Source organism: Nocardioides baekrokdamisoli (assembly GCF_003945325.1).
Taxonomy (GTDB): Bacteria; Actinomycetota; Actinomycetes; order Propionibacteriales; family Nocardioidaceae; genus Nocardioides; species Nocardioides baekrokdamisoli.
Genome location: NZ_AP019307.1, coordinates 2848478 through 2871556, shown reverse-complemented (window position 1 = coordinate 2871556; position 23079 = coordinate 2848478). Strand labels below are relative to the sequence as shown.

The 23079-nt window shown below is 67.4% G+C and carries 19 protein-coding genes; 9 read left to right on the top strand and 10 right to left on the bottom strand.

The window, feature by feature from the left end:
* Positions 1–83 precede the first annotated feature (83 nt).
* Together KCTC_RS14095 and KCTC_RS14090 are read left to right on the top strand one after the other, a co-directional pair.
* On the top strand, positions 84–1127 hold the full coding sequence (locus KCTC_RS14095; protein ID WP_197715208.1) for an AraC family transcriptional regulator: 1044 nt from the start codon (positions 84–86) through the stop codon (positions 1125–1127).
* Positions 1120–1908: a transglutaminase-like domain-containing protein gene (locus tag KCTC_RS14090; protein WP_125569839.1), complete on the top strand. Its 789-nt coding sequence runs from the start codon at positions 1120–1122 to the stop codon at positions 1906–1908. The genes KCTC_RS14095 and KCTC_RS14090 overlap by 8 nt, the downstream gene beginning before the upstream one ends.
* Positions 1909–2425: 517 nt before the next feature.
* Here the strand turns inward: KCTC_RS14090 and KCTC_RS14085 are convergent.
* The 9 genes from KCTC_RS14085 to KCTC_RS14045 form a co-directional block, all read right to left on the bottom strand.
* The gene (locus KCTC_RS14085) at positions 2426–3778 is read right to left on the bottom strand and encodes an RHS repeat-associated core domain-containing protein (protein ID WP_125569838.1); all 1353 of its coding nucleotides are present in this window, start codon (positions 3776–3778) and stop codon (positions 2426–2428) included.
* 104 nt (positions 3779–3882) lie between these two features.
* On the bottom strand, positions 3883–4725 hold the full coding sequence (locus KCTC_RS14080; RefSeq protein ID WP_125568571.1) for an IS3 family transposase: 843 nt from the start codon (positions 4723–4725) through the stop codon (positions 3883–3885).
* Between the two features lie 29 nt (positions 4726–4754).
* Complete coding sequence (locus KCTC_RS14075; RefSeq protein ID WP_125568569.1) at positions 4755–5036, bottom strand: transposase; 282 nt, start codon at positions 5034–5036, stop codon at positions 4755–4757.
* Positions 5037–5254: 218 nt separating this feature from the next.
* Complete coding sequence (locus KCTC_RS14070; protein ID WP_125569837.1) at positions 5255–6163, bottom strand: transglutaminase family protein; 909 nt, start codon at positions 6161–6163, stop codon at positions 5255–5257.
* On the bottom strand, positions 6160–8682 hold the full coding sequence (locus KCTC_RS14065) for a circularly permuted type 2 ATP-grasp protein (RefSeq protein ID WP_125569836.1): 2523 nt from the start codon (positions 8680–8682) through the stop codon (positions 6160–6162). The genes KCTC_RS14070 and KCTC_RS14065 overlap by 4 nt, the downstream gene beginning before the upstream one ends.
* A gap of 9 nt (positions 8683–8691) precedes the next feature.
* Positions 8692–12015 (bottom strand): transglutaminase family protein, encoded by a 3324-nt coding sequence (locus KCTC_RS14060; protein WP_125569835.1) that lies wholly within the window; start codon positions 12013–12015, stop codon positions 8692–8694.
* Between the two features lie 27 nt (positions 12016–12042).
* Positions 12043–12879 (bottom strand): transglutaminase family protein, encoded by an 837-nt coding sequence (locus KCTC_RS14055; protein ID WP_125569834.1) that lies wholly within the window; start codon positions 12877–12879, stop codon positions 12043–12045.
* Positions 12879–13814, bottom strand: coding sequence for an alpha-E domain-containing protein (locus KCTC_RS14050; protein ID WP_125569833.1), 936 nt, complete (start codon positions 13812–13814; stop codon positions 12879–12881). The genes KCTC_RS14055 and KCTC_RS14050 overlap by 1 nt, the downstream gene beginning before the upstream one ends.
* Complete coding sequence (locus KCTC_RS14045) at positions 13808–15376, bottom strand: circularly permuted type 2 ATP-grasp protein (RefSeq protein ID WP_125569832.1); 1569 nt, start codon at positions 15374–15376, stop codon at positions 13808–13810. Before KCTC_RS14045 ends, KCTC_RS14050 begins: the two co-directional genes overlap by 7 nt.
* Before the next feature lie 136 nt (positions 15377–15512).
* Between KCTC_RS14045 and KCTC_RS14040 the strand changes: the two genes are divergently transcribed.
* Positions 15513–15851, top strand: coding sequence for a hypothetical protein (locus tag KCTC_RS14040; RefSeq protein WP_125569831.1), 339 nt, complete (start codon positions 15513–15515; stop codon positions 15849–15851).
* 119 nt (positions 15852–15970) lie between these two features.
* Here KCTC_RS14040 and KCTC_RS14035 read toward each other — a convergent pair whose 3' ends face one another.
* Complete coding sequence (locus tag KCTC_RS14035; protein WP_125569830.1) at positions 15971–17983, bottom strand: NAD(+) synthase; 2013 nt, start codon at positions 17981–17983, stop codon at positions 15971–15973.
* A gap of 110 nt (positions 17984–18093) precedes the next feature.
* On the opposite strand from KCTC_RS14035, the gene KCTC_RS14030 reads away from it, so the two are divergent.
* From KCTC_RS14030 to KCTC_RS14005, 6 genes are all read left to right on the top strand, one after another.
* Positions 18094–18447, top strand: coding sequence for an antibiotic biosynthesis monooxygenase family protein (locus tag KCTC_RS14030; protein WP_125569829.1), 354 nt, complete (start codon positions 18094–18096; stop codon positions 18445–18447).
* Positions 18448–18528: 81 nt separating this feature from the next.
* Positions 18529–19383: a 3-methyl-2-oxobutanoate hydroxymethyltransferase gene (panB, locus tag KCTC_RS14025; RefSeq protein ID WP_125569828.1), complete on the top strand. Its 855-nt coding sequence runs from the start codon at positions 18529–18531 to the stop codon at positions 19381–19383.
* A gap of 293 nt (positions 19384–19676) precedes the next feature.
* On the top strand, positions 19677–20570 hold the full coding sequence (locus KCTC_RS14020; RefSeq protein WP_125569827.1) for an ABC transporter ATP-binding protein: 894 nt from the start codon (positions 19677–19679) through the stop codon (positions 20568–20570).
* Positions 20571–20578: 8 nt separating this feature from the next.
* Positions 20579–21361 carry an ABC transporter permease gene (locus KCTC_RS14015; RefSeq protein ID WP_231998762.1) on the top strand — a complete coding sequence of 261 codons (783 nt, stop codon included), beginning with the start codon at positions 20579–20581 and terminating at the stop codon, positions 21359–21361.
* Positions 21362–21381: 20 nt separating this feature from the next.
* On the top strand, positions 21382–22464 hold the full coding sequence (locus tag KCTC_RS14010) for a sensor histidine kinase (RefSeq protein ID WP_231998761.1): 1083 nt from the start codon (positions 21382–21384) through the stop codon (positions 22462–22464).
* Positions 22461–23066, top strand: a complete 606-nt coding sequence (locus KCTC_RS14005; RefSeq protein WP_125569824.1) for a response regulator transcription factor — start codon at positions 22461–22463, stop codon at positions 23064–23066. Before KCTC_RS14010 ends, KCTC_RS14005 begins: the two co-directional genes overlap by 4 nt.
* Positions 23067–23079 lie beyond the last annotated feature (13 nt).

The window sequence follows — 23079 nt, the reverse complement described above, 5'->3', positions numbered from 1 at the left end:
CGTCCACTGTCGCGCCAGCCGATGTCCCAAGTATTGTCATTTCACGACACATTTTTTGCTTTAGGCGACAGATGGAGGCGAGCGTGGGCGGACTGATCCGGGCGACCAACATTCGTGGATACGACGCGCTCGTCCGCGAACTCGGTGGGGATCCGCGATCGCTGCGGCGCCGATTCGGCCTCCCGCGCGAGGACCAGACGACCGACGAGTCGTTCGTCCCGTACGCCCCGATGGCCTGGATGCTCCAGACGACCGCGGACGAACTGGACTGTCCGGATTTCGGGTTGCGACTCAGCGCTTGGCAGGGGCTCGGAATCCTCGGCCCGATCGCGGTGGTGGCCCGCAACACCGAGACCATCCTGGAGGCGTTCGTCGCGATCGGACGCTACCTGCACGCTCACTCCCCGGTCCTGCACCTCAGCCCCGTCGGCCCGTACGACCCCGGCCACCAGCAGGGGTTGATCGCGTTCAACTACTCGATCGAGGAGCCCGGGCTGCCGTACCTCCCACAGACGTACGAACTCAGCCTCGGGAACGGGATGCAGATCCTCCGCATGCTCTCGGGCCCGGAGGTGCCGCACGGGTCATTGGCGTTCCGGCATGCCCAAGTCGGCCCCTGGTCGACCTATGCCGAGGTCCTCGGCCCCTCAGTGGAGTTCGAGCAGGACTGGTGCGGCTTCTCCATCAGCGAGGTGTACGCCGCGACGCCGATCGACAATGCCGACCCGGCAACGCTGCGGATCGCCACGCAGTACCTGGAGGCGTCGTTCCATCCCGGCGCTGACCTCTCGGCCCCCGTTGCCGACCTGATCCGCAGGCTCCTGCCAACCGGGACGTGTCAGGCCGACGCCGTCGCCCACCACCTCGGCCTGCACGCTCGAACGCTGCAACGCCGGCTGGCTGAGGAAGGGACCTCTTTCGCGGCGCTCGTGGAGCGCGAACGTTCCGAGCAGGCAGCCCGGATGCTCGCAAACCCGGGACTGCAACTACGACAGATCGCGGCTCTCCTCGGATACACCGAGCAGAGCACGTTCAACCGCTCCTTCCGGCGCTGGTACCGCACCACTCCGCGCGCCTTCCGCGCGAGCCAGACCGACATACCCGGAGTACGCTCCGGACATGCGTGAGGTCTCCTGCCAGCTCGACGTCGTGGTCCATCGATCAGCCGACCTCGTGCTCACGGTCGCCCCGCACACGGCGTACGAGGTGTCCGAACGGCTGGACGTACGCCTCGACGGCCAACCCGTGGACGTGATCGAACGCGTCGACACGTTCGGCACTCGCCGGCACTGCTTCCAGGCCGGGCTCGGGCGCCTGACCGTGGCGTACGCCGCGACCGTGACCGCTCACCGGACCGCCGGTCCGCAACCCGGCGACGACCTCACCTACCTGCGCCCGAGCCGCTACTGCGACTCCGATCGCCTCGTGAACGTCGCCCAATCGCTGTTCGCCGAGTCCGCCCCTGCGCGGGACACCGTCGGCGCGATCCGACGCTGGACGCTCGAATCCATCCAGTACGCCCCCGGCACCACCGATCACCTCGACGGCGCCACCGAAGTCTTCCTGTCGCGGCGCGGGGTCTGCCGAGACACCGCGCACCTGCTCACGGCGTTCGCCCGGGCCATGGGGATCCCGGCACGGGTGGCCGCCGTGTACGCGCCGGGGCTGGTGCCGATGGACTTCCACGCGGTCTCCGAGGTGCTCATCGACGGCATCTGGTGGATCGTCGACGGCACCGGTCTGGCGCCGCGCGGCAGCATGGTCCGGATCGCAGCCGGCCGGGACGCGGCAGACATCGCGTTCCTGGACGCGATCCGGGGTCAGATCGAGCTGGTCTCGATGACCGTCGACGCCCGCGCCGATGTGCTGCCCCACGACGACGGCGTCCTGGCCGTCGCCTTCAGCTAGGTGATCGGCGCCTCATCTCACGCGTCGTGGAAGCCAGTTGCAGATCGTACGAGACCATCACGACCACACGGCACTCGGACCGCGTGAAGAGACCTGTCACCCATTCGTGCAGCATTCCCAACTCTTGTGTGCGGGTTGCGAATGTCTTCTGGGGGCTACGTTGTGGGCGGTGTCGGGAGACCCCGCTTGCGGCACCATTCGTCGAACTGTGTCGGTTGCATGCGGGGCATCTCGGACCAGCGAATGGTGGTACCGAACTGCGTCGACAGTTCCCTAGCGAGTATCACCAAGCTTCGTACCCAAAACCCGAATACAACGAGGATTACCACACCGCAACAGAGACCGATGACCGTACCTTCTATAGATCCGGAGCCGAACGCGAAACTGCAAGCCACCGCAAGGCCAAGACAGACCGGGCCAGCGACCATGGCGCAGTACCCGCTCTTTCGAAGTTGGGCAGCCGCGGACGCACCGACGCGAGGTAGCCAAATTTCATCAAAGGTTTCGCGCGGCATAGCTACCTACATCCTTCCGACGAACTGGCATCGGTGCCGAACAGAATTGCTCCGGTGTCCCAACCAAAACCAAGCGCACCGGTCCCAAATCCGATGTAGTCCAGCAGAGAGAGAAGGCTCTCGGGCAACAGCCCAGCGGGAAGAAGGCCCCCGATACCACTGATCGCACCCGGAAGGCTGAGCGCAAGGCCAGCACAGGCCGCGCCCCCCTCATTGTGACAGTCTTTGGCGTCAAGGACCGTGCCCACCACACCAGTTCCGAACGATACGACCCCGAGCGCGGTCGGCCCAATAACCAGATCTCCCAGTACTAGGGTGGCGCCGGCGAGCTCACCAACGCCAGTAGCAAGCGACACGGCTCCCAATCCGATGCCGACGGCTTGTACCGGGTGGTCAGCGGCCCATCCGAGCGTGTTGTCTACGACTCCGCCGACGGCTACGAACGCAGCTCCAATGCAATTGTCGCCAGAAAACGGATTGAGACTGCATGACAGCCCGGTCGGGTCAGTTTCGCCTGTGGGGTTTCCGTCTGCATATCCGTATGGCTGCGCAGTGAGACCGACCAGCGGGTCGACGGTGGCGAATTGGCCGGTAGTGGGGTCTTGGTAGCGGTTGAGGAGGTAGTTGTAGCCAGTGGTTGGGTCGGTGTATCCGCCTGCGTAGGCGGGACCGCCGGTTCCCCAGGGTGTGTAGGTGTTGGTGGTGTTGAGGGTGCCGTCGGTGGAGATTTGGGCTCGGACGGACGTCAGCGTGTCAGTGAGGTAGTAGTTGGTGACGGTGCCGGGTGCGTTGGCCGTGTCGGCTGTGGTCTCCAGCAGCGCACCGTCGGGTCCGTAGATGTAGTCGCTGGTGTGGTCGTTGATCCGCTGGGCGAGCCCGGTGTGGGGGTCGTAGGTGTAGTGCGGGTTGGTAGTGGCGCTGCTGGTGGTGGTGTCGGTGAGTTGGTTGTCGCCGTTGTAGGTGTACGTGGTGGTGACGGGTGCGGCGAGGTAGTACCCCTGGACGTCGAGGGCGAGGTCGGCGGTGGCGCCGTGAAGCTCAGTGCCGATCGTCCCGCCACCGAGGCTGGTGAGGACGGTGCCGGTCGTGGTCATCCCGGACAGGTAGTTGAGGCTGGTATTCGCTGATCCGAGTTGTCCTTGGGGCCAGATGCTGAGCGAGCCACCTGCGCTGGGAGTGGTGACGGTGGCCGACAACACCACCGCGGTGGCATCAGCCGGGACCGCGGTACCGGTGGCCTTGACGTATTCGGGTGTGCCGTCGGTCAGCGTTGCGCAGGACGGGGTGCAGGTCCCGGTCCCGGCGTGGGTGTCGAGGATCCGTTGCGAACCGCTGCTGGCCGGCACGTAAGGCATGTCCGGCCCCAAGAAACTGGTCCGCCCGGTGTGAGAGTTCCGGGCAGAACATCCGATCCGGGCCCGTGGGCGGACTGGTCCACGCGCAGTGGTGGTAGTCCCTCTCACGGGCAACCACCATCCTCTTCCGGATCTTCTGTGTCTGGATGCATCTTCGCGTACGCCGCCGGGGTCTTGCCACCAAGTCCTCGATGAGGCCGGCGGGTGTTGTACACCTCGGTCCACTCGTTCACCACGTGTCGAACCTCGAGCACCGAGTGGTAGATCTCGTGCCCGAACACCTCGCGTGACATCGAGCCGTTGAACCGTTCGATGTACCCGTTCTGCTGCGGCGACGCCTTCGCCACGAACACTGCCCGGACGCCCTGCTCGGTGAGCCATTCACGCAGCGAATCAGCCACGAACTCCCGACCGTTGTCGGCCCGGATCAGCGACGGCTTCCCGTGGACCTCGAACAGCGCTTCAAGGTGTTCCTGGACGTGCATCGCCCCGATCGACCGCGCCACCCACGACCCCAACGCGACCCGAGTGAACTCATCGATGACGTTCAGCACCCGCACCGCCCGCCCGTCATCGGTCCTGCGGGTCACGAAGTCATAGGACCAGATGTGATTACGACGCAGCGGTGGCAGCTTCCACAAACTGTTCTCATCGGCCCCCAACGCCTTCTGACCTGCGTCTTTAGCCCTCGACGGGGGCACTTGCAGGCCTTCTTGGCGCCACAACCGCTCGATCCGTTTGCGGTTCACCTCCCAGCCCTCCTCAACCAGAATCAGATGGATCATCCGGTAACCCCACTTCGGATGCCGCGCAGCTAACTTCGTCATCCGCGCTACGAGCTTGACTTCGAAATCCGAAGGCACCGCGACGTAGCGGTTCGAGGATCGGTTCTGCCCGACCAGCCGGCACGCGCGACGTTCGCTGACCTTGTGCTTCCTGGTCAGCATCGCCACCGCGTCGCGTCGACGGGACGGGCTCAGAAGTTTCCCTTCGCAAGGTCCTTCAACATCGAGATGTCGAGCGCCTGCTCAGCCACGATCCGTTTCAACCGAGCGTTCTCCTGCTCCAGGGTTTTGAGCCGGATCGCCTCGTCTTCCTTCAACGCCCCGTACTTCTGACGCCAGCGATAGAACGTCTGCTCAGACACCCCGAGCCGTTTGCACACCTGCGGGATCGTCGCGCCCTGCCCCTGAAGCTTCTCCGCATCCCGCAACTTCGCCACGATCTGCTCAGGCGACAACCTCTTAGCGGCAGCCATCACTGACACCGGTCCTCTCACTCATGGATGGATTCTCACAAGTTTTGGACCAGAAATCGGGGGGCCGGACATGAGGATTCCTTCGGATCCAGCGAGCGGTCAACAGAATGAGTGGTCCAGGGGCGAAGATGAACCGAAAAGCGCCAACTGCTAGTCCGGACTAGTCAGCAGATTCAACCCTGAAGGACGACGCCGGCGCAGAGCATGGCTTCGCCAGATCAGGTCGGCACTCGGGTCACGTCGACGGCGACCGACATCGACGAACTCGCGGCATCGGCGAAGATCACGCCCTTGAGCGGGGAGACGTCGCGGAAGTCGCGGCCCCACGCGGTGACGACATAGCGGCTGTCACAGAAGTGGTCGTTCGTCGGGTCGAAGTCGAGCCACGACCCGTCCGGAAGCATCACCGACGCCCACGCATGGGACGCGTCAGACCCTTCGAGCTTCGCCTTGCCTGGTGGCGGTGAGGTCTCGAGATAGCCCGAGACATAGCGGGCAGGCAGACCGACGGACCTCAGCGCACCCACGGCGAGATGGGTGAAGTCCTGACACACCCCCGCACGCAACTGCAGCAAGTCCGGCAAGGTGGTGTTGATGGTCGTCGCGCCGGGCTCGTACGCGAAGCCGGAGAAGATGCCGTGCGTCAGTGCGCGGATCGCTTCGCCCAGCGGCATGGCCGGATTGATGAGGCTGGCAGCGAATTCCGAGACCACCGGCGACAGGCGTACCAAAGGCGACGACATCTCGTACTCGGCGCGTTCCACCGGGTCCGCGTGGGCCACGATCTGGGCCGCGGCGGTCGCCACGGTCCACTGGTTCAAGCGATCAAGATTCGGCTGCGACCACGCCACGTCGAGCACGCTCGTCTTGGTCACCTGCAGTTGGGAGTGCGAGGAGTGCACCTCGACATAGAAGCTCCGGTTCCCGAAGTGGTCGAGGTGCTCGGTGATCAGGTCGGGCTCCGGGTCGATGTCGATCCGGTTGGAGAGCACCAGCTGCGACGGCGTGTCCCGCGGCGCCAGGAAACCACGCTCGTAGCACGTGTCGACCGCGCCCTCGTAGGTGTACGTGGTCCGATGCCGCACTTGGTAGCGCCGGGGCAGGAAGTCGTCGGCGGTCTGGCTCATGACAACTTCCTCCCACCGGTCCACGGCGCGGGCAGCACCCGCTGCATCTGCCGACGGGCGAACGTACGCTGCTCCAGCTCCTGGTCGATCCCGCGCAGAGCATCGGCGAACTCCTGCAGCCCGGATGCCAACCCGGCGCGGCCGTCAGCGCACGCAGCGACGATGTCAAAGGCTGCGATCTCCTCCGCCAGCGTGCGCGTACGCGCCGCCATCGCGGTGTCGCCCACCAACACGAAGTCCTCGTGGAGCCGCTCGACCTGGAAGGCCACCGATCGAGGGTTGCCGGTATCGGCCAGCAGCAACGCCACTGCCGAGTGCACCGGCCAGGCCGGCCCGACACCGGCGACCGTCCGCCGGCGGTGGGTGATGATGCTCTCGCCGACCTCCAGGACGGCCTCGGTCACCTGGCCCTCCACGACCGGGGGACGGGCCACCCCGAGCGTGGAACGCAACAGTTCGGCGGTCATCAGGCCTCGCTCCAGCCGGATCCCGCCGTCGAGGTAACCCCATGACTCGTCGCGCACCATCGACTCGGCGACGATGCCGCTCACCGCCAGCAACGACTCGATGACCCGCAGGAGCGTCGGCCGCAGTTGTTGGGAACTCTTCGGCGTCCGGGCCAGTGCGCGCACCAACCGACTCAACACGTGCCAGACGTCGTACGACAGCGAGTCGCGGACGTTCTGCGAGGCATCGACGAGACGGCGAACGGAGTACGCCACCGAGCCGGAGAACGCCGTGTCCGCCAGCATCGCCCGGACATGGCCATGCGGGTCGGTCTCGCCGTCGAAACGGATCCGGGTCAGGTCAGCCGCGGCCTCGATCATCGCCTGCATCGTCGAGGCACCCGGCGTACCGACGTGGGATGCGTAGTCCTCGGTGAGGTCGTCCACGACGCGCAGCAGTCGGGTCGTGCCTTCTGCCCGGGCGACGTATCGACCGATCCAGAACAGGTTGTCCGCCACTCGCGGGGACACCGCGGACGGTTCCCGCAGACCGACGAGGATCGGCAGCTGATCGGTGCGGTCGACCCACCGGGTCTCCTCCCCGCCGGACAGCACCCAGACGTCCTTGGCGACCGCTCCCGCACTCGAGGAGATCCGCTGCGACGACGGGGCCGGTCCGATCCGGCCCAGACCACCCTTCATGACGGTCGGGCCCGTCTCGTCGGCGGCCCAGAACGTACGCAGGACGACCCGGCCGGGCGTGAGGTGGTCGCCCTCGACCACCGGGGCGGTCGACAACGGGAGTGGTTCCTGGGCGACCCAGGCCCACGGCTCCGCAGCGATCGCCGCGCGAAGCGAGGCGAGGTTCGTACTGCTCAGCGCCCAGCCGTCCTGCGGGGGCTGCCCGTCGACCGCGTCGAGCCGCCGGACGATCAGTTGCTCGAGGTGCGCGAGCACGTACGTCCGCGCGTCGGCGTCGCCGCACCACCAGGTCGGGGCGTTCTCCAGCAGCAGGTCCTCACCGAGGAGTTCATGACAGGCGCGGGCAAGGTAGGGCGCGAGGCCAGCGTTCTCCAGGACGCCGGCACCGAATGGGTTGAGCACCGAGACCGTGCCACGTCGGGTGGCCTCGATCAGTCCGGGAAGTCCGAGTTGGGAATCCGCACGCAGTTCGAGCGGATCACAGAAGTCCGAGTCGACTCGCCGGATGATCGCGTCCACGCGAGCCAGTCGGCCGCCCGAACGCATCCACACCTGGCCATCGCGCAGCGCCAGGTCGTCGGACTCGACCAGGGGGAACCCGAGCAGGCTCGCCAGGAAGCTCTGGTCGTACGCGGTCTCGCTGTAGGCGCCCGGCGACAGCAACACAGCCCGCGGACTCTCGGCCCGACCTGGAGCGGCATCCATGATGGCCGCGCGCATGGTGTGGAAGAAGCCGCGGAGACGGACGAGATCGGTCTCGCGGTGCAGTTGAGCCATCACCTGCGAGACGATCCGGCGGTTCGCCATCGCGTACCCGGCGCCGGAGGGAGCAGACGTACGGTCGGCGAGTACCCGCCACGAACCGGCTGCATCCCGTCCCAGGTCGTGGGCGCCGATCGTCAGTCGCGTCCCACGAATGCCGTCGGCCTGGCGGATGAACCCGGGATGCCCGAGCACGACCTCGGCCGGGATCACGCCGCGACGCAGGAGCAGTCGGTCGCTGTAGAAGTCGTCGAGGATCAGGCCGAGGAGGTGCGCGCGCTGCTGGATCGCGCGTTCGAGTCCAGCCCACTCCTGCGCTGCGATGACCAGCGGCAGCGGGTCGAGGTGCCATGGCCGCCGTGTTTGTGGGTCGTCATCGGTTGCAGGGAACCCGTACTGGATGCCGTCGTCATCGACCAGCCGGCGTACTTCCTGACGGGCCGACACCAAGCCGCCGCGACCCATCGCGTCAATGGCGGCCGCGAGACCACTGGCGGCACCCGGGGCACCGGCAAGAAGCTCGTCGTACGCAGCGAGCGGCGCCTGGACAGCGCGGTAGCGGTCGACGTCTCCCGGCGCCGCAGCACCGACCAGTTCGACCCCGCTCACCCGGGAACCCTAACTGTCACTGGGTCTGAATCGCCGGAGGTCCAACGTCGTCGGGTACTCGGCGCCCGCCAACGGGTCCGCACGCCCTGCCGGAGGCGTCGAGCTGTCGAGATCGATCAGTCCCGACGTGTGGCCACCAACCTGGAACCGACCCGCGCGGCGGGCTTCGGCACTCATCGCGTTCACCGGCCGGTCCTCGTACGCACGCCCGCCCGGGTGGACGACGTGGTAGGTGAACCCGCCGATGCTGCGCGAGGCGCCGAGTTCGACCACGTCGACGACCAGCGGCGAGTGCACGCCGATGGTCGGGTGGAGCGCGGAGTACGGCGCCCAGGCTCGGTAGCGGACGCCGGCGACGAACTCGCCCGGCACCCCGGTCGGGGTCAGCGGGACTGGGACACCATTGACGGCCAGGACCTGACGGCCCTCGGCGAGGCCGCGCACCAGGAGCTGGAGTCGCTCGACCGACGAGTCGACGTACCTCGCGGTGCCGCCGCTGCCGACCTCCTCACCGAGTACGGCCCAGGGCTCGATCGCCCAGCGAGCCTCGATGTGCACGCCGGCGACATCGACCTCGCCGATCCGCGGGAAGCGGAACTCGAGGAAGGGTTCGAACCAGGCCGCATCGAAGGTGGGTGCGTCGGGATCGTGCCGGACCAGCCACCGGTTGACGTCCTCGACGACGTCGAGCAGGTCCTGGCGAGCGAAGTGCGGCAACAGGAACCGGTCGTGCAACCGAGTCCCCCAGCGCACCAGCGAGCCTGCGTACGGCTCGTCCCAGAAGCGTGCGACCAGCGCGCGGATGAGCAGCGCCTGCACCAGTGCCATCCGAGCGTGCGGCGGCATCTCGAAGCCGCGAAGCTCAAGCAGGCCGAGTCGGCCGCGATCGCTGTCGGGGCTGTAGAGCTTGTCGATGCAGAACTCGGCCCGGTGGGTGTTGCCGGTGAGGTCGGTGAGCAGGTGCCGCAGCGCCCGATCGATCACCCATGGCGACGTCTCCTCCTCGCCGCCGGCCACGCGGTCGAGCTCGGCGAAGGCGATCTCGAGTTCGTACAACGTCTCCGCACGACCCTCGTCCACCCGCGGCGCCTGGGAGGTCGGCCCGATGAACCGGCCCGAGAACACGTACGACAGCGCGGGGTGGTGCTGCCAGTAGGTGAGCAGCGACCGGAGGAGGTCGGGGCGACGCAACAGTGGTGAGTCCGCCGGGGTCAGGCCACCGAGGGTGAAGTGGTTGCCGCCACCGGTCCCCGTGTGGGTCCCGTCGACGTCGAACTTCTCGGTGGTCAGGCGGGTCGCCCGGGCATCGGCGTACAACGACGTGGTCAGGTCCCGCAGTTGTGACCACGTCGACGTCGGCTGGACATTGACCTCGATCACGCCCGGATCGGGGGTCACCGACAGGGTCCGAGTCCGTGCGTCACCGGGGATCGGGTAGCCCTCCAGGACGACCGGCGTGCCCACCTGCGTGGCGGCCTCCTCGACCATCGCGATGAGTTCGACTGCGTGCTCCACGTCGTAGATCGGCGGCAGGAACACAAACAGGTGACCCTCCCGCTCCTCCACGACAACCGCGAACCGGGGCGCCTGCTCCACCGGTACGACCTTCGCCGGCTGCCACGCGTTCTTCACGCGGCCCAGCGGTGGCCGGTCAGCGAACGGCGAGGCGTCCGGGGTCTCGGGCGGGGCGACCCACCCGATCGAGTCGAGTGGCAGCCGCAACCCTGCCGGAGACGTGCCCGGAGTCAGGAAGAGTCGCTCCCGTCGCAGCCGCCACTGGGTCGTGGCCCAGCCACGCTCCTCGATGCGCTCGAAGACCGGGATCACCCAGGCGGTTTCGTCGTCGATGCCCGCGTCGACATCCGCGACCGTCGGGGCCTCGGCGCCCTCGGGGTCGCCGAAGGGCAGCCGCGCCTGCGACCACCGGGCGGAGTACGCGTCCTCGAAGGCCGGCAGGACGTGCTCGTCTGGGACTCCGAGCAACGCGGCGAGCGTACGCGCGAAGCGGGCCGGAACCTCCGGACGAACGTCGGTCCCCGGAGACCACGGGTGGTCCAGCAAGGACTGGTCCTGCCACAGCGCGACGCCGTCTGTACGCCACACCAGACTTGCCTGCCAGCGCGGCAGCGGCTCGCCCGGGTACCACTTCCCCTGCGGGTGCTGGACGATCCCGGTCGGTGCCCAGCGTTCCTTCAACCGCTCGGTCAACTCCCGCGCGAGCGTCCGTTTGACCGGGCCGTCGGCGGCAGTGTTCCACTCCGGCGTACTCGAGTCGTCGACGGAGACAAAGGTCGGTTCGCCTCCCATCGACAACCGGACGTCCCCCGCCTGCAGCAGGTCGTCGACGTGGACGCCGAGGCGATCGACCCCGGCCCACTGGTCGTCGGTGTACGGCAACGTGACGCGGGCATCCTCGTGGATCCGAGTCACCGAGTTCGAGAACGAGAACTGCACGCCGACGGGGCCGGTGGCCCCGCTGATCGGGGCACTCGTGGCCGGGTCCGGGGTGGCCGACAGCGGGATGTGGCCCTCGCCGGCGAAGAGGCCGGAGGTCGCGTCGAGGCCGATCCACCCGGCACCGGGTACGTATACCTCGGCCCACGCGTGCAGGTCGGTGAAGTCAGCCGGCGGGCCCGACGGACCGTCCAGGAAACCCTCGCCGGAGAGCACGTCATCGGTGACCAGTTGGACCAGATAGCCGGACACGAAACGCGCAGCCAGACCCAGCTGCCGGAGCACACTGACCAGCAGCCACGCCGAGTCCCGGCACGACCCGATCGCGCGTTGCAGCGTCTCATCGGGCGACTGGACGCCCGCCTCCATCCGGACCGAGTAGTCGACCGCATCACGCACGAGCCGATTGACCTCCACCAGGAAGTCGACGATCCGGGTCGGTCCGACCTCGGCGAGACCGTTCGAGCGCAGCCACTCGGTCACGGCCGGTCCCGGACCGACCGAGCCGGCCTCGATGACCGGTCGCAGGTACGGGTCCAGGTCGGCCCGGAGCGGGTCGGCGTACGCGAACGGGTACGTCTCGGCGTACTCCTCGACGAAGAAGTCGAACGGGTTGATCACCGTCAGGTCTGCCACGAGGTCGACCGTGATGTCGAGTTCCCGGACGGGCGTGGGGAACACCAACCGAGCCAGGAAGTTGCCGAACGGATCCTGCTGCCAGTTCACGAAGTGGTCGCTGGGACCCACGGTGAGCGAGTACGAGGTGATCGGCGTCCGACAGTGCGGCGCGGGCCGCAGGCGTACCTCGTGCGGGTACACCTTCACCGGCTCGGCGAACGTGTATGTGGTGCGGTGCTGGACTGCCACCCTGATGGTCACGGCGTCGGGCTCCTCAGGAAGGTCGGGCTACGGAAGTCGGGTGATCTCGACGGTGACGTACATGTGCGACTCTGCACCACCACCGGTATACACACCGGCCAGCGGGCGTACGTCGTCGTAGTTGCGACCGGTCGCCACCACCACGTAGCGCTCGCCGGGCACGGTCTCGTTGGTCGGGTCGAAGCCACGCCAGCCACCGTCCCACCACTCGATCCAGGCATGCGACTCGCCCTCGACCGTCTTGTCGACCTCGGGCTCGCGGTTGGGGTGCAGGTAGCCCGAGACGTACCGGGTGGGGATGCCCAGCGACCGCAGGCAACCGATCGCCAGGTGCGCGATGTCCTGACAGACGCCCTTGCGCTGGTCCCAGGCGTCCGCCGCATGCGCGTGCACATGCGTCGATCCGGGGACGTACTCGACCTCGCGATGGATCAGCGCGCAGACCTCGCGTACGGCCGCCGTCGGCGTCGGCGCAGTCTCCCGGATCGGCTGCAGCAGCTTGAGCAGATCGGCTGGCGGCCGAGCCCGTTCGAGGACCATCAGGTACTCGGCGTACTCGTCGGAGACTCGCGCCAGATCGGACCAACTCAGCGCATCGACGAAGGGATACGGCGGGTTGGTGTGGACCACTGTGGTCGCCACGACGTTGAGCGAGGAGTGCGCTTCCTGGACCTCGAACGAGGTGACCTGGGAGCCCCAGTGGTCCCGGTAGCTGTAGGCCCACGGCTTCGGGGTGACGTCGAGTCGGACCTGGGTGACGAACTGACTCGGTTGGGTCTGCGCCGTCAGCCGGGCCTCGTTGTACGACGCCGTGACCGGCTCGCCGTACTCGTACCCGGTGGTGTGCACGATCTTCAGATGCATCACTGATCTCCTTCGGCCATGCCGCCGCCACGCCAGTGACGCGCCTCGGCGCCGGCGAAGTAGCGGCCAGTGATCGCATTCGTCCCCGCGACGCAGGAGCGTTGCAGCAACTCCATCTCCAGCGGCAGGTTGTTGAGCAGGTCCTCGGGTGTCCGGTACTCGAGGTCGGCGCGGATCTTGCCGAGCAGCCGCTCGGCTTCACCGCGTACGCCGACGTGACCGCCGAGCGCTTCCAGGTACGCGAGCTCCTGCTCGGCCCGGTTGAGCGCCGCCACCACCGACCGCGGGAAGAGGCTTCCGCGCAGCAGGAACTCGGCCGCACCCTGGTCGGTGACCACGCCGGCGTGCGTACGCAGGAAGGCCTCATGGCCACCGCAGGCGCGCAACGTGGTCGTCCACGCATCCCCGCTGGCCACCGCGGCCGAGGCCACCAGACGGGCGGTCATGTCGGCGCGTTCGATCGAACGACCGAGTACGAGGAACCGCCACGGTTCGTCACGCATCATCGTCGAGTCGGCGGTGCCGTTGATCAGGGCGGCGCGGTCACGCACCCAGGAGAACAGCCGCGGGTTGGCTGCGAACGTCCCGAGCGGGATCTCGCGATAGGTCGTGTTGATGACCTCCCACAGCGACGTCGACAGCGTCTCGCGGGCTCGTCGGGCACTCTCTCGGGCCGCGATCAGGCAGGCCGCGATCGACGTGTCGCAGGACGCGTCGTAGACCAGCCGGCGCAGCATCTCGCGTACGTCCACGAGCTCGCCCGGCTCGGCCGGGATCCCCATGACCGCCAGTACGCCGGCGCAGGTCAGGGCCTCGTCGACGGTGGGGTCCTCCAGGATCAGCTGCGTCTGGACGTCGAGGATCCGGGCCGTGCCCTCGGCACGTTCGACATAGCGGCCGATCCAGAAGAGGGACTCGGCGATGCGACTCAACATGACGCCTCCCGGCCCTGCTGTTGCTGCTGCTCCTGCTGACTGGGTTGGGCCTCGGGGCGGTTCCCGACCGGCACTGGGCTTCGCTGGAGGACCATCGGCTCGTGGACCGGTTCGGGTTCAGGTGTGACCGGGCCGTCGTCGGCGAGCACCCAGGTGTCCTTGGAGCCGCCTCCTCGGGAGGAGTTCACGATCAGCTCCCCTTCCGGGAGCGCGACCCGGGTGAGTCCACCCGGAAGTACCCACACGTCCTCGCCGTCGTTGACCGCGAACGGTCGCAGGTCGACGTGCCGCGGACGCATGGCTCCGTCGATGTACGTCGGGACAGTCGAGAGTTGGACGACGGGCTGCGCGATCCAGCCACGCGGATCCTCCAGCAGCCGAGCCCTGAGCGTGTCGATTTCGGCCCGGGTCGCGGCCGGACCGATCACGATGCCCTTGCCGCCCGAGCCGTCGACGGGCTTGAGGACGAGCTCGTCCAGCCGGTCGAGGACCTCGGCAAGCGCTTCGGGTTCGTCCAGTCGCCACGTGTCGACGTTGCGCAGGACCGGCTCCTCGTTCAGGTAGTACCGGATCAGGTCCGGCAGGTAGGTGTAGACGAGTTTGTCGTCCGCGACGCCGTTGCCGACCGCGTTCGCGATGGTCACATTGCCGGCTCGCGCGGCATTGATCAGGCCCGCGCAGCCCAGCATCGAGTCGGCCCGGAAATGCACAGGATCGAGGAACTCGTCATCGACCCGGCGATAGATCACGTGCACCGGCCGCGGGCCGGTGGTCGTACGCATCACCACATGGCCCTGGCGACACTCCAGGTCACGGCCCTCGACCAACTCCACACCCATGGTGCGCGCCAGCAACGCGTGCTCGAAGTACGCGCCGTTGTAGACACCGGGTGTCAGCACCACGACGGTCGGGTCGGCCACACCGGCCGGGGCAGAGGCGCGCAATGCGCGCAGGAGCTTCTGCGGGTATCCGGCCACCTGGCGGATCCGGTGATCGGTGAACGGCTCCGGGAGGGTCGCGCCGAGCGCACGTCGGTTCGTCATCACGTACGACACCCCGGACGGAACTCGTACGTTGTCCTCCAGGACCCGGAACTCCCCCGCGTCGTCGCGGATCAGGTCGATCCCGGACACCTGGACGCGTGCGCCGTTCGGCGGCACCACCCCGCTCACCGAGCGATGGAAGTGTGAGGAGGAAGTGATCACCGCACGCGGGATCACCCGATCCTTGAACACCCGGCCGGCGCCGTACACGTCGGCCAGGAACGCCTCCAACGCGCGTACCCGCTGGCGTACGCCCTGCTCGATCGGCTCCCACTCGCTCGGGGAGATGATCCGTGGCAGCACGTCGAGCGGGAATGCCCGCTCCTCGCCGCCGATGTCGAACGTGACGCCCTGATCGAGATAGCTCGACCTGAGGGCATCGACGCGCGCCCTGAGTTCACCGGGTGCGAGCGCGGCCAGCGCCTGGTGCAGCGACCGGTACCCGGGCCGGACACCCCAGTCGCCGAACATCTCGTCGTACGCCGTGCTCGTCGCCTTGTATCCCTCGAACACGTCCATGCTCGCGAACCTAGGCCCTGCCCGTGACAGCGTTGTTACGTACGGCCGACGCACGTGTCAACAAACGCACCCACAGCCGTGTCGGCCTCTTCCACCGATGCGAGGACCGACCTGGATCGACCGTACTCTGGTGGTCATGTCCGAGACCCCGGTGCGCCGCCCCCGCCACCTGATGGATCCGAACAACCCGGTCCGTCCGGTCAACAACAAGGCGCTGACCCATGTCCAACGCTGGGTCGTCTCGGTGCTCGCCGTCTTCACCATCGCCCACCTGTCGATCGGGCTGGTGATCGCCTCCTTGATCGTCGTCGGTCAGTCGAACACCCCGCGGATCGGGCTGAACGTGATCGCCGGCATGTTCGGGCTGGTTGCGGTCGCGGTCGGATTCGTGATCCACAAGAAGTCTCCGCTCACCCCGTGGCTGTTGCTCGGTCTGATCCCGATGATCGTGGGGCTCTGGATCACTCTCGGCTGAGACCGATCGTCAGGTCGATCGGGACACCTCACGCAACAATTCAGGATGAGCAGGGGGTCCGAGGGTCATATGCCCTCGGCTGCCGCCATGTCCTGAATTGTTGTGCGATTGGGCTCGAGTCAGCCCGTCCCGACGGTGTCGAGATCGGCCAGCCACGCAGTCGGTGCGACATCGGACGGCATCCGCCAGTCTCCGCGCGGACTCATCGTGCCGCCGTTGCTCACCTTCGGTCCGTTCGGCAGCGCCGAGCGCTTGAACTGACTGGCGAAGAACCGGGTGATGAACACCTGCATCCAGCCGGTGATCTCACCGAGGTCGTACGCCCTGCGCTGGTCCTCCGGATAGCCGACAGGCCATCCGCCCGCGGCGACATCCCCCCACGCATGCAGGGCGAGGAAGGCGATCTTCGACGGCCGGAACCCGTGCCGTACGACATGGAACAGGGTGAAGTCCTGGAGTGCGTACGGTCCGACGGTGGCCTCGGTGGACTGCATGCTGCCGGGAATGAGCTCCGGGCTGATCTCCTGGTCGACGACCACCTGTAGCACGGCGTTGGTGTCCGCGGTGAATGTGTCGGTCGAGATGACCCAGCGGATCAGGTGCTGGATCAGCGTCTTCGGGACGCCGGAGTTGACGTTGTAGTGCGACATCTGGTCGCCGACCCCGTACGTGCACCACCCGAGCGCGAGTTCACTCAGGTCACCGGTGCCGATCACGATGCCGTGGCGCTGATTGGCGATCCGGAACAGGTAGTCGGTGCGCAGCCCGGCCTGGATGTTCTCGAACGTCACGTCGTAGTTCGTCGCGGACTGGCCGAGGTCCTTCATCATCTGCGTGGCGGTCGTGGTGATGTCGAGCGTCTCCGAGATGGCGCCGATCGCCTCCATGAGTTTGAGCGCGTTGCCCTTGGTCTGGTCGGTCGTCGCGAAGCCGGGCATCGTGAACGCCAGGATGTCGCTGCGCGGCCGCCCGAGCCGATCCATCGCGTCGGCAGCAACGATGAGCGCGTGGGTCGAGTCGAGTCCGCCACTGATGCCGATGACTGCCTTCGTCCCCGGCGGGAGGGCCTTCAGTCTCGTGACGAGTCCAGAGACCTGGATGTTGTACGCCTCGTAACAGTCCTGCGCGAGCCGCTCGGGATCGTCAGGAACGAAGGGGAATCGATCCAGCGGCCGCTTCAGATCCAAGGCCTGCCTCGGCCCCAACTGAAAATCCACGACGCGGAACACCTCCGCCGCAGTCTCCGCGCGGGCGTTGTCGTCGAACGTCCCCTGACGGATCCGCTCGGCGCGAATCTGCTCGAGATCGACGTCCGCGACCGTGCGATGGGCTTCGGCGTTGAAGCGCTCGCTCTCCTTGAGCAGGCTTCCCAGCTCGTAGATCATCGCGTGGCCGTCCCAGGCGAGATCCGTCGTCGACTCCCCCGCGCCTGCCGCGGTGTAGACGTACGCCGCGCTGCACCGGGCGCTCGCACTGGCGACCAGCAGTCGGCGGCTTTCGGCCCGACCCACTGTCACCGGGCTCGCGCTCAGGTTGAGCAGGACCGTGGCTCCAGCCAGCGCCGCGATCGCGCTCGGCGGGACCGGGACCCACATGTCCTCGCAGATCTCGGCATGGAACGTCAGGCCGGGAATGTCGGTCGCCCGGTAGATCAAGCGAGTCGACAGCGGCACCTCGTCCTGGCCCGCGACCGTGATCTCGTCCTCGATGTCCACCCCGGACCCGAACCAGCGACGTTCGTAGAACTCGCGGTAGGTCGGCAGGTACGACTTGGCACTGACGCCGAGTACGGATCCCCGGTGGATGACGACGGCCGCATTGAGCACCCGGTTCTGATGGATGACCGGAGCACCGACGACCAGCACCGTACTCAGATCCGCGCTGGCGGCGACCACGTCTGCAATCGCCTGCTCGACGGCCTCGAGGAGGGTCTGCTGGAGCAACAGGTCATCGATCGAGTAGCCGCTGAGGCAGAGCTCCGGGAAGACGGCGACGGCCACGGAATCGTCGTGGCAAGCCCGGGCCTGCTCGATCACTGCACGCGCGTTCGCGGCCGGATCTGCCGGGGTCACCGGCAGAGTGACCGCCGCGACCCGGGCGAAGCCATGTGCGTACGCGTTGGCAAAGTCCACGCGGTCAGTCTAGAGACCGACTGAGCGAGGTCGGGAGCGTGCACACACGCTCCCGCGCCGAGCGAGGGAGGTCGCCGCCCAAAGGGCGGCCGATGCGGGAAGGTTGAGGCGTGAGCATTGCGCCTACCCCCGAACCGCCCTACACCGCGGTCATCTTCACGTCGCTGCGCACCGCCGGCGACCAGGGCTACGCGGTCATGTCGGCAAGGATGGTGGAGTTGGCGTCCGCCCAGCCGGGATTCCTCGGGATCGAGTCGGCCCGCGAGGGCCTCGGGATCACGGTGTCGTACTGGCGGACCGAGGCTGACGCCGCCGCGTGGAAGCAGGTCGCCGAGCACACCATCGCCCAACGTCGCGGTCGCGACGTCTGGTACTCGGACTACCGCGTCCGGGTGGCGACGGTGACCCGTGAGTACGGCGCGAGTGATTCACCCCACAGCGACTCTTCCGCGCCCGGTCACTAGGCTGGACGATGGTCCGTGGACTCCATCAGGGAGCCGCGAGATGTCCATGAAAGGCACCTCATGTCCAACGAGGCAATGCCCATGTCTGCTGAGGCAGAGGTAGCGCCCTACGGGGGCACCCCCACCGGTGCAGCAGCTGTCAAGAAGGTGCGTACGCACCACCTGCGTGACTGGAAGCAGGCCGGCGAGAAGTTCACCATGCTGACGACGTACGACGTCGCCACCGCCCGCATCTTCGACGAGGCCGGGGTCGACACACTGCTGGTCGGCGACTCGGCCGCGAACGTCGTCTACGGCTACCCGACCTCCCTCCCGGTGTCGGTCGACGAGTTGATCCCGCTGGCCCGGGCGGTCGTACGCGGCGCGTCACGCGCGCTCGTCATCGGTGACCTGCCGTTCGGGTCCTACCAGGGTTCGCCGGAGCAGGCGTACGCCACCTCGGTGCGCTTCATGAAGGAAGCCGGGGTCGCCGCGATCAAGCTCGAAGGCGGCGTCGAGATGGTGCCGCAGATCGAACGGCTCGCACGAGGCGGGATCCCGGTCTGCGCACACATCGGCTTCACCCCGCAGTCGGAGCATGCGCTGGGCGGCTACCGCGTCCAGGGCCGCGGCGAGGACGCGGCCGAGCACATCCTGCGCGACGCGTACGCGGTCCAGGAGGCCGGTGCGTTCGCGGTCGTGCTCGAGATGGTGCCGGGCCCGGTCGCCACCGAGGTCACCAGGAAGGTCGAGATCCCGACGATCGGCATCGGCGCCGGCAACCAGACCGACGGTCAAGTGCTGGTGTGGCAGGACGCCTTCGGCCTCAATCAGGGTCGGGTGCCGCGCTTCGTCAAGAAGTACGCCGACGTGGCCACCGCCCTCAGCGACGGCGCCCGCGCGTACGTCGCTGACGTGAAGTCCCAGGCCTTCCCCGGCGCGGACCACACCTTCTAGGCCGAAACCCGACATCCGTCACGCCGAGACCCGGCATCCGTCAGCCCGAGACCCGGCATCTGGCCGCGCTCGCGGCGGCCCGTCGGAAGCCGGTGGCTGTACGCCTGCGGCCAATCGATCTCGGACTGACAAACGTCGGGTCTCGACTGACAAACGTCGGGTCTCGACTGACAAACGTCGGGTCTCGGCGTGACGGATGTGGGGTCTCGGCGGGGCGGGTGATGACGGATGTCACGGTGAGGTCGTGCTGCGCACCATGGGCACCGGCGGGCCTCAGGTGACATCGTCGAGACATGACCACAGCAGTACGCCTCGACGGCGTGACCAAGAGCTTCGGCTCGGTCCAGGCAGTCCAAGGGATTGATCTGACCCTCAACCACGGTGAGGTGGTGGCCTTCCTCGGCCCGAACGGCGCCGGCAAGACGACCACGATCGACATGATTCTGGGCCTCTCGCACCCGACCAGCGGCACCGTCGACGTCCTCGGTCTCAAGCCCCGCGAGGCGATCTCGCGCGGACTCGTCAGCGCAGTGATGCAGACCGGCGGGCTCCTCAAGGACCTCACGGTCCGGGAGACGGTCCAGTACACCGCGAGCCTGTTCGCCGACACGATGCCGGTGGATGAGGCGATCCGGAAAGCCGGTATCGAGCACGTCGCGGACCGCAAGGTTGGCAAGGCCTCGGGTGGGGAACAGCAGCGTCTCCGCTTCGCAATGGCGCTGCTCCCCGACCCCGCCCTGCTGCTGCTCGACGAGCCGACGACCGGCATGGACGTGGAGGGACGACGTACGTTCTGGAACGCCATCCGCACGGACGCCGAGCGGGGACGTACGGTCCTCTTCGCCACTCATTACCTCGAGGAGGCTGACCAGTACGCCGACCGGATCATCCTGATCAGCAAGGGCCGGATCGTGGCCGACGGGTCAGGTTCGGAGATCCGGGCACTGGCCGCGGGCCGCACCGTACGCGCCACCGTCGACGACCTGAGCACGGACATCGAGAACCGGATCCGCAGTCTCGGCGGCGTCGACGGCCTCGACCTCCGCGGCGACCAGGTGATCGTGCACACCAAGGACAGCGACGCGGTCGCCCGCTATCTGCTCACCGAGACCGGGGCACGCGACCTGGAGATCACCAGCAAGAACCTCGAGGACGCGTTCCTCGCCCTGACGGGAGACAACGAATGAGCAGCGCCGTGAACGACTTCAGTGACGTGACCGCGCGGCGGGTCCCGCCCCTGGGCGGGTTCAGCCTCACCCTGCTGCGGATCGAGCTCACCCGGATGCTCCGCAACCGTCGGACCATCGTCTTCACCCTGCTGATGCCGGCAGCGTTCGCCCTCATCTTCACGAACCGTCAAGATGCCGGCAGCGCTGCAGGATCGGGCAACGTCGCTGCGTACATCCTGATCTCGATCGCGCTGTACGCCGCGGCGCTCACGGCAGCCGCGACGGGTGCCATGGTGGCGCTGGAGCGGGCTACTGGTTGGTCCCGTCAGCTCCGGCTGACCCCGCTCAAGCCAGTCGCGTACATCCTGGTGAAGGTGACGATGGCGCTGATCATGGGCGGCATTGCAATCGTTGTGGTCAATATCGTCGGCGCCGTCGAGGGCAAGGCCGTGATGCCGACCCACGTCTGGATCTTCGGCGCGCTGCTGGCCCTCGTCTGCACGGTGACCTTCGCGGCTCTCGGCGTCTTCGTCGGTTACATCGTGCCCGGCGAGAACGCAATGCAGATCCTCGGCCCGGGGCTGGCCGCACTGTCCTTCCTCGGCGGCGTCTTCATCCCGCTGAGCGTGTACTCCCCCGTCGTTCGCGACATCGCCTACTGGACCCCGATGTACGGCGTCGCGGAGATCGCTCGATCCCCACTCACGAGCGAGCTCCCCTGGTACGCCGTGGTCAACGCGGTCGTCTGGTTCGGCCTCTTCGTGGCCGGCGCCGCGTGGCGCATGAGCAAGGACACGGCTCGCGTCTGATGACCAGTAGCGTCGACATCATGGCCCCCACCAACCAGCCGCGTTGGTTGGGGCCGTGGTTCGCCTCCATCTGGTTGCTCTACCTGCTCGATCCACTGATCTACGCGATCCAGCAGCACAAGTGGATCGGCGCGGGCGCGACCGTCGCCTTCGGGATCTGGTACGTCGGTGTCTGGATCTGGGCTCGCCAACTCCTGCATCGCCGGATCACTCCGCTGCGTGCCACCTGGCCGCAGGCACTGGTCAGTCTGGGCGTACTGATCGGGTTCGGTGTCCTGATGGTCGCGTTGATCGGGCCGAAGGGTCTCGCGGCGTCGGTCTACATCGCGGTGCTGGCGATCATGCTGCTGCCACCCCGTTTCGGCATCGCGGTCGCTGTCCTCGATCTGGTCGCGGTGCTCTCAATGGCGTTCCGGCACGGTTGGGACAGCGCAGCCGGTGGTGTCGGGCTAGGCGTGATCGCCGCTTCGATCGCCGTCTTCGGCATCCGTACGGTCATCACCCGCAACTTCCAGCTGATCGAGGCACACCAGGAGAACGCGGACCTCGCGGTCGAGAACGAGCGCACCCGGTTCGCCCGCGACCTGCACGACATCCTCGGCCACTCCCTCACTGTCATCACCGTCAAGGCCGAGCTCGCACAACGACTCTTCGACGTCGACCCGGTCCGGGCACGCGAGGAGCTGGCCGACCTCGAGCGGCTCTCCCGTGACGCTCTCGCGGACGTACGCCGGGCCGTGCGCGGTTATCGCGAACTGACTCTTCCCAACGAGTTGGCCCGCGCCAGGCAGGCGCTCAACGCAGCAGGTATCGAGCCGGTCCTCCCGCAATCGACGGACGCAGTCCCGACCGAGTTGCGTGAGCTGTTCGCATGGACAGTCCGCGAAGGGATCACCAACGTCCTCCGCCACTCGCACGCGACGCAGTGTGAGATCGTGCTGTCGGACCGGAACGTCGAGGTGCGTGACAACGGGCGCGGTTGCGACTGCGACACGGTCGGCAGCGGCCTGACCGGGCTGCGCGAACGGGCGCGTGCCAACGCGGCGACGGTCACCACGCGCAACCTCACTCCCGGTTTCGTCGTTGAGGTGGCCGTCCGATGATTCGACTCCTGTTGGCCGACGACCAGGCGCTCGTACGCGGCGCACTCTCAGCACTGCTCAACCTCGAACCCGACATCGAGGTGGTCGCCGAGGTGGGCAGCGGCCTCGATGTGGTGGCCGCGGCCCGGTCGTCCTCCCCCGATGTCGCCATGCTCGACATCGAGATGCCCGGGATGGACGGGATCGCGGCGACCGCCGCTCTGCGCGAGGCACTGCCCGACGTCCGCGTTCTGATCGTGACCACGTTCGGGCGTCCGGGCTATCTGCGGCGCGCACTTCAGGCCGGCGCAAGCGGGTTCGTCGTCAAGGACACGCCCGCGGCGCAGTTGGCCGAGGCCGTACGCCGCGTCGCCCAAGGTCTGCGCGTGGTGGACCCGGAGCTCGCCACCGACTCGTTGATGACCGGTGACTCACCACTGTCGCCGAGGGAGACAGAGGTACTCCAGGCTGCGCGCGACGGCTCATCCGCCGCGGCCATCGCAGGCCGCTTGTTCCTGTCCGAGGGCACGGTCCGCAACCATCTGTCCGCCGCGATCGGGAAGACCGGGGCCACCAATCGCGCCGAGGCCGTACGGCTCGCCGAGTCCAACGGCTGGCTGTGACCCCTCCGGCGAA

Excerpts from the sequence above, each read along its gene's own strand:
- panB (WP_125569828.1), top strand. The coding sequence starts at position 18,529 with ATGTCTGCTGAGGCAGAGGTAGCGCCCTACGGGGGCACCCCCACCGGT.
- KCTC_RS14075 (WP_125568569.1), bottom strand. The coding sequence starts at position 5,036 with ATGGCTGCCGCTAAGAGGTTGTCGCCTGAGCAGATCGTGGCGAAGTTG.
- KCTC_RS14080 (WP_125568571.1), bottom strand. The coding sequence starts at position 4,725 with ATGCTGACCAGGAAGCACAAGGTCAGCGAACGTCGCGCGTGCCGGCTG.
- KCTC_RS14085 (WP_125569838.1), bottom strand. The coding sequence starts at position 3,778 with ATGCCTTACGTGCCGGCCAGCAGCGGTTCGCAACGGATCCTCGACACC.
- KCTC_RS14050 (WP_125569833.1), bottom strand. The coding sequence starts at position 13,814 with ATGTTGAGTCGCATCGCCGAGTCCCTCTTCTGGATCGGCCGCTATGTC.
- KCTC_RS14070 (WP_125569837.1), bottom strand. The coding sequence starts at position 6,163 with ATGAGCCAGACCGCCGACGACTTCCTGCCCCGGCGCTACCAAGTGCGG.
- KCTC_RS14020 (WP_125569827.1), top strand. The coding sequence starts at position 19,677 with ATGACCACAGCAGTACGCCTCGACGGCGTGACCAAGAGCTTCGGCTCG.
- KCTC_RS14090 (WP_125569839.1), top strand. The coding sequence starts at position 1,120 with ATGCGTGAGGTCTCCTGCCAGCTCGACGTCGTGGTCCATCGATCAGCC.
- KCTC_RS14010 (WP_231998761.1), top strand. The coding sequence starts at position 21,382 with ATGGCCCCCACCAACCAGCCGCGTTGGTTGGGGCCGTGGTTCGCCTCC.
- KCTC_RS14040 (WP_125569831.1), top strand. The coding sequence starts at position 15,513 with ATGTCCGAGACCCCGGTGCGCCGCCCCCGCCACCTGATGGATCCGAAC.
- KCTC_RS14005 (WP_125569824.1), top strand. The coding sequence starts at position 22,461 with ATGATTCGACTCCTGTTGGCCGACGACCAGGCGCTCGTACGCGGCGCA.
- KCTC_RS14045 (WP_125569832.1), bottom strand. The coding sequence starts at position 15,376 with ATGGACGTGTTCGAGGGATACAAGGCGACGAGCACGGCGTACGACGAG.
- KCTC_RS14055 (WP_125569834.1), bottom strand. The coding sequence starts at position 12,879 with ATGCATCTGAAGATCGTGCACACCACCGGGTACGAGTACGGCGAGCCG.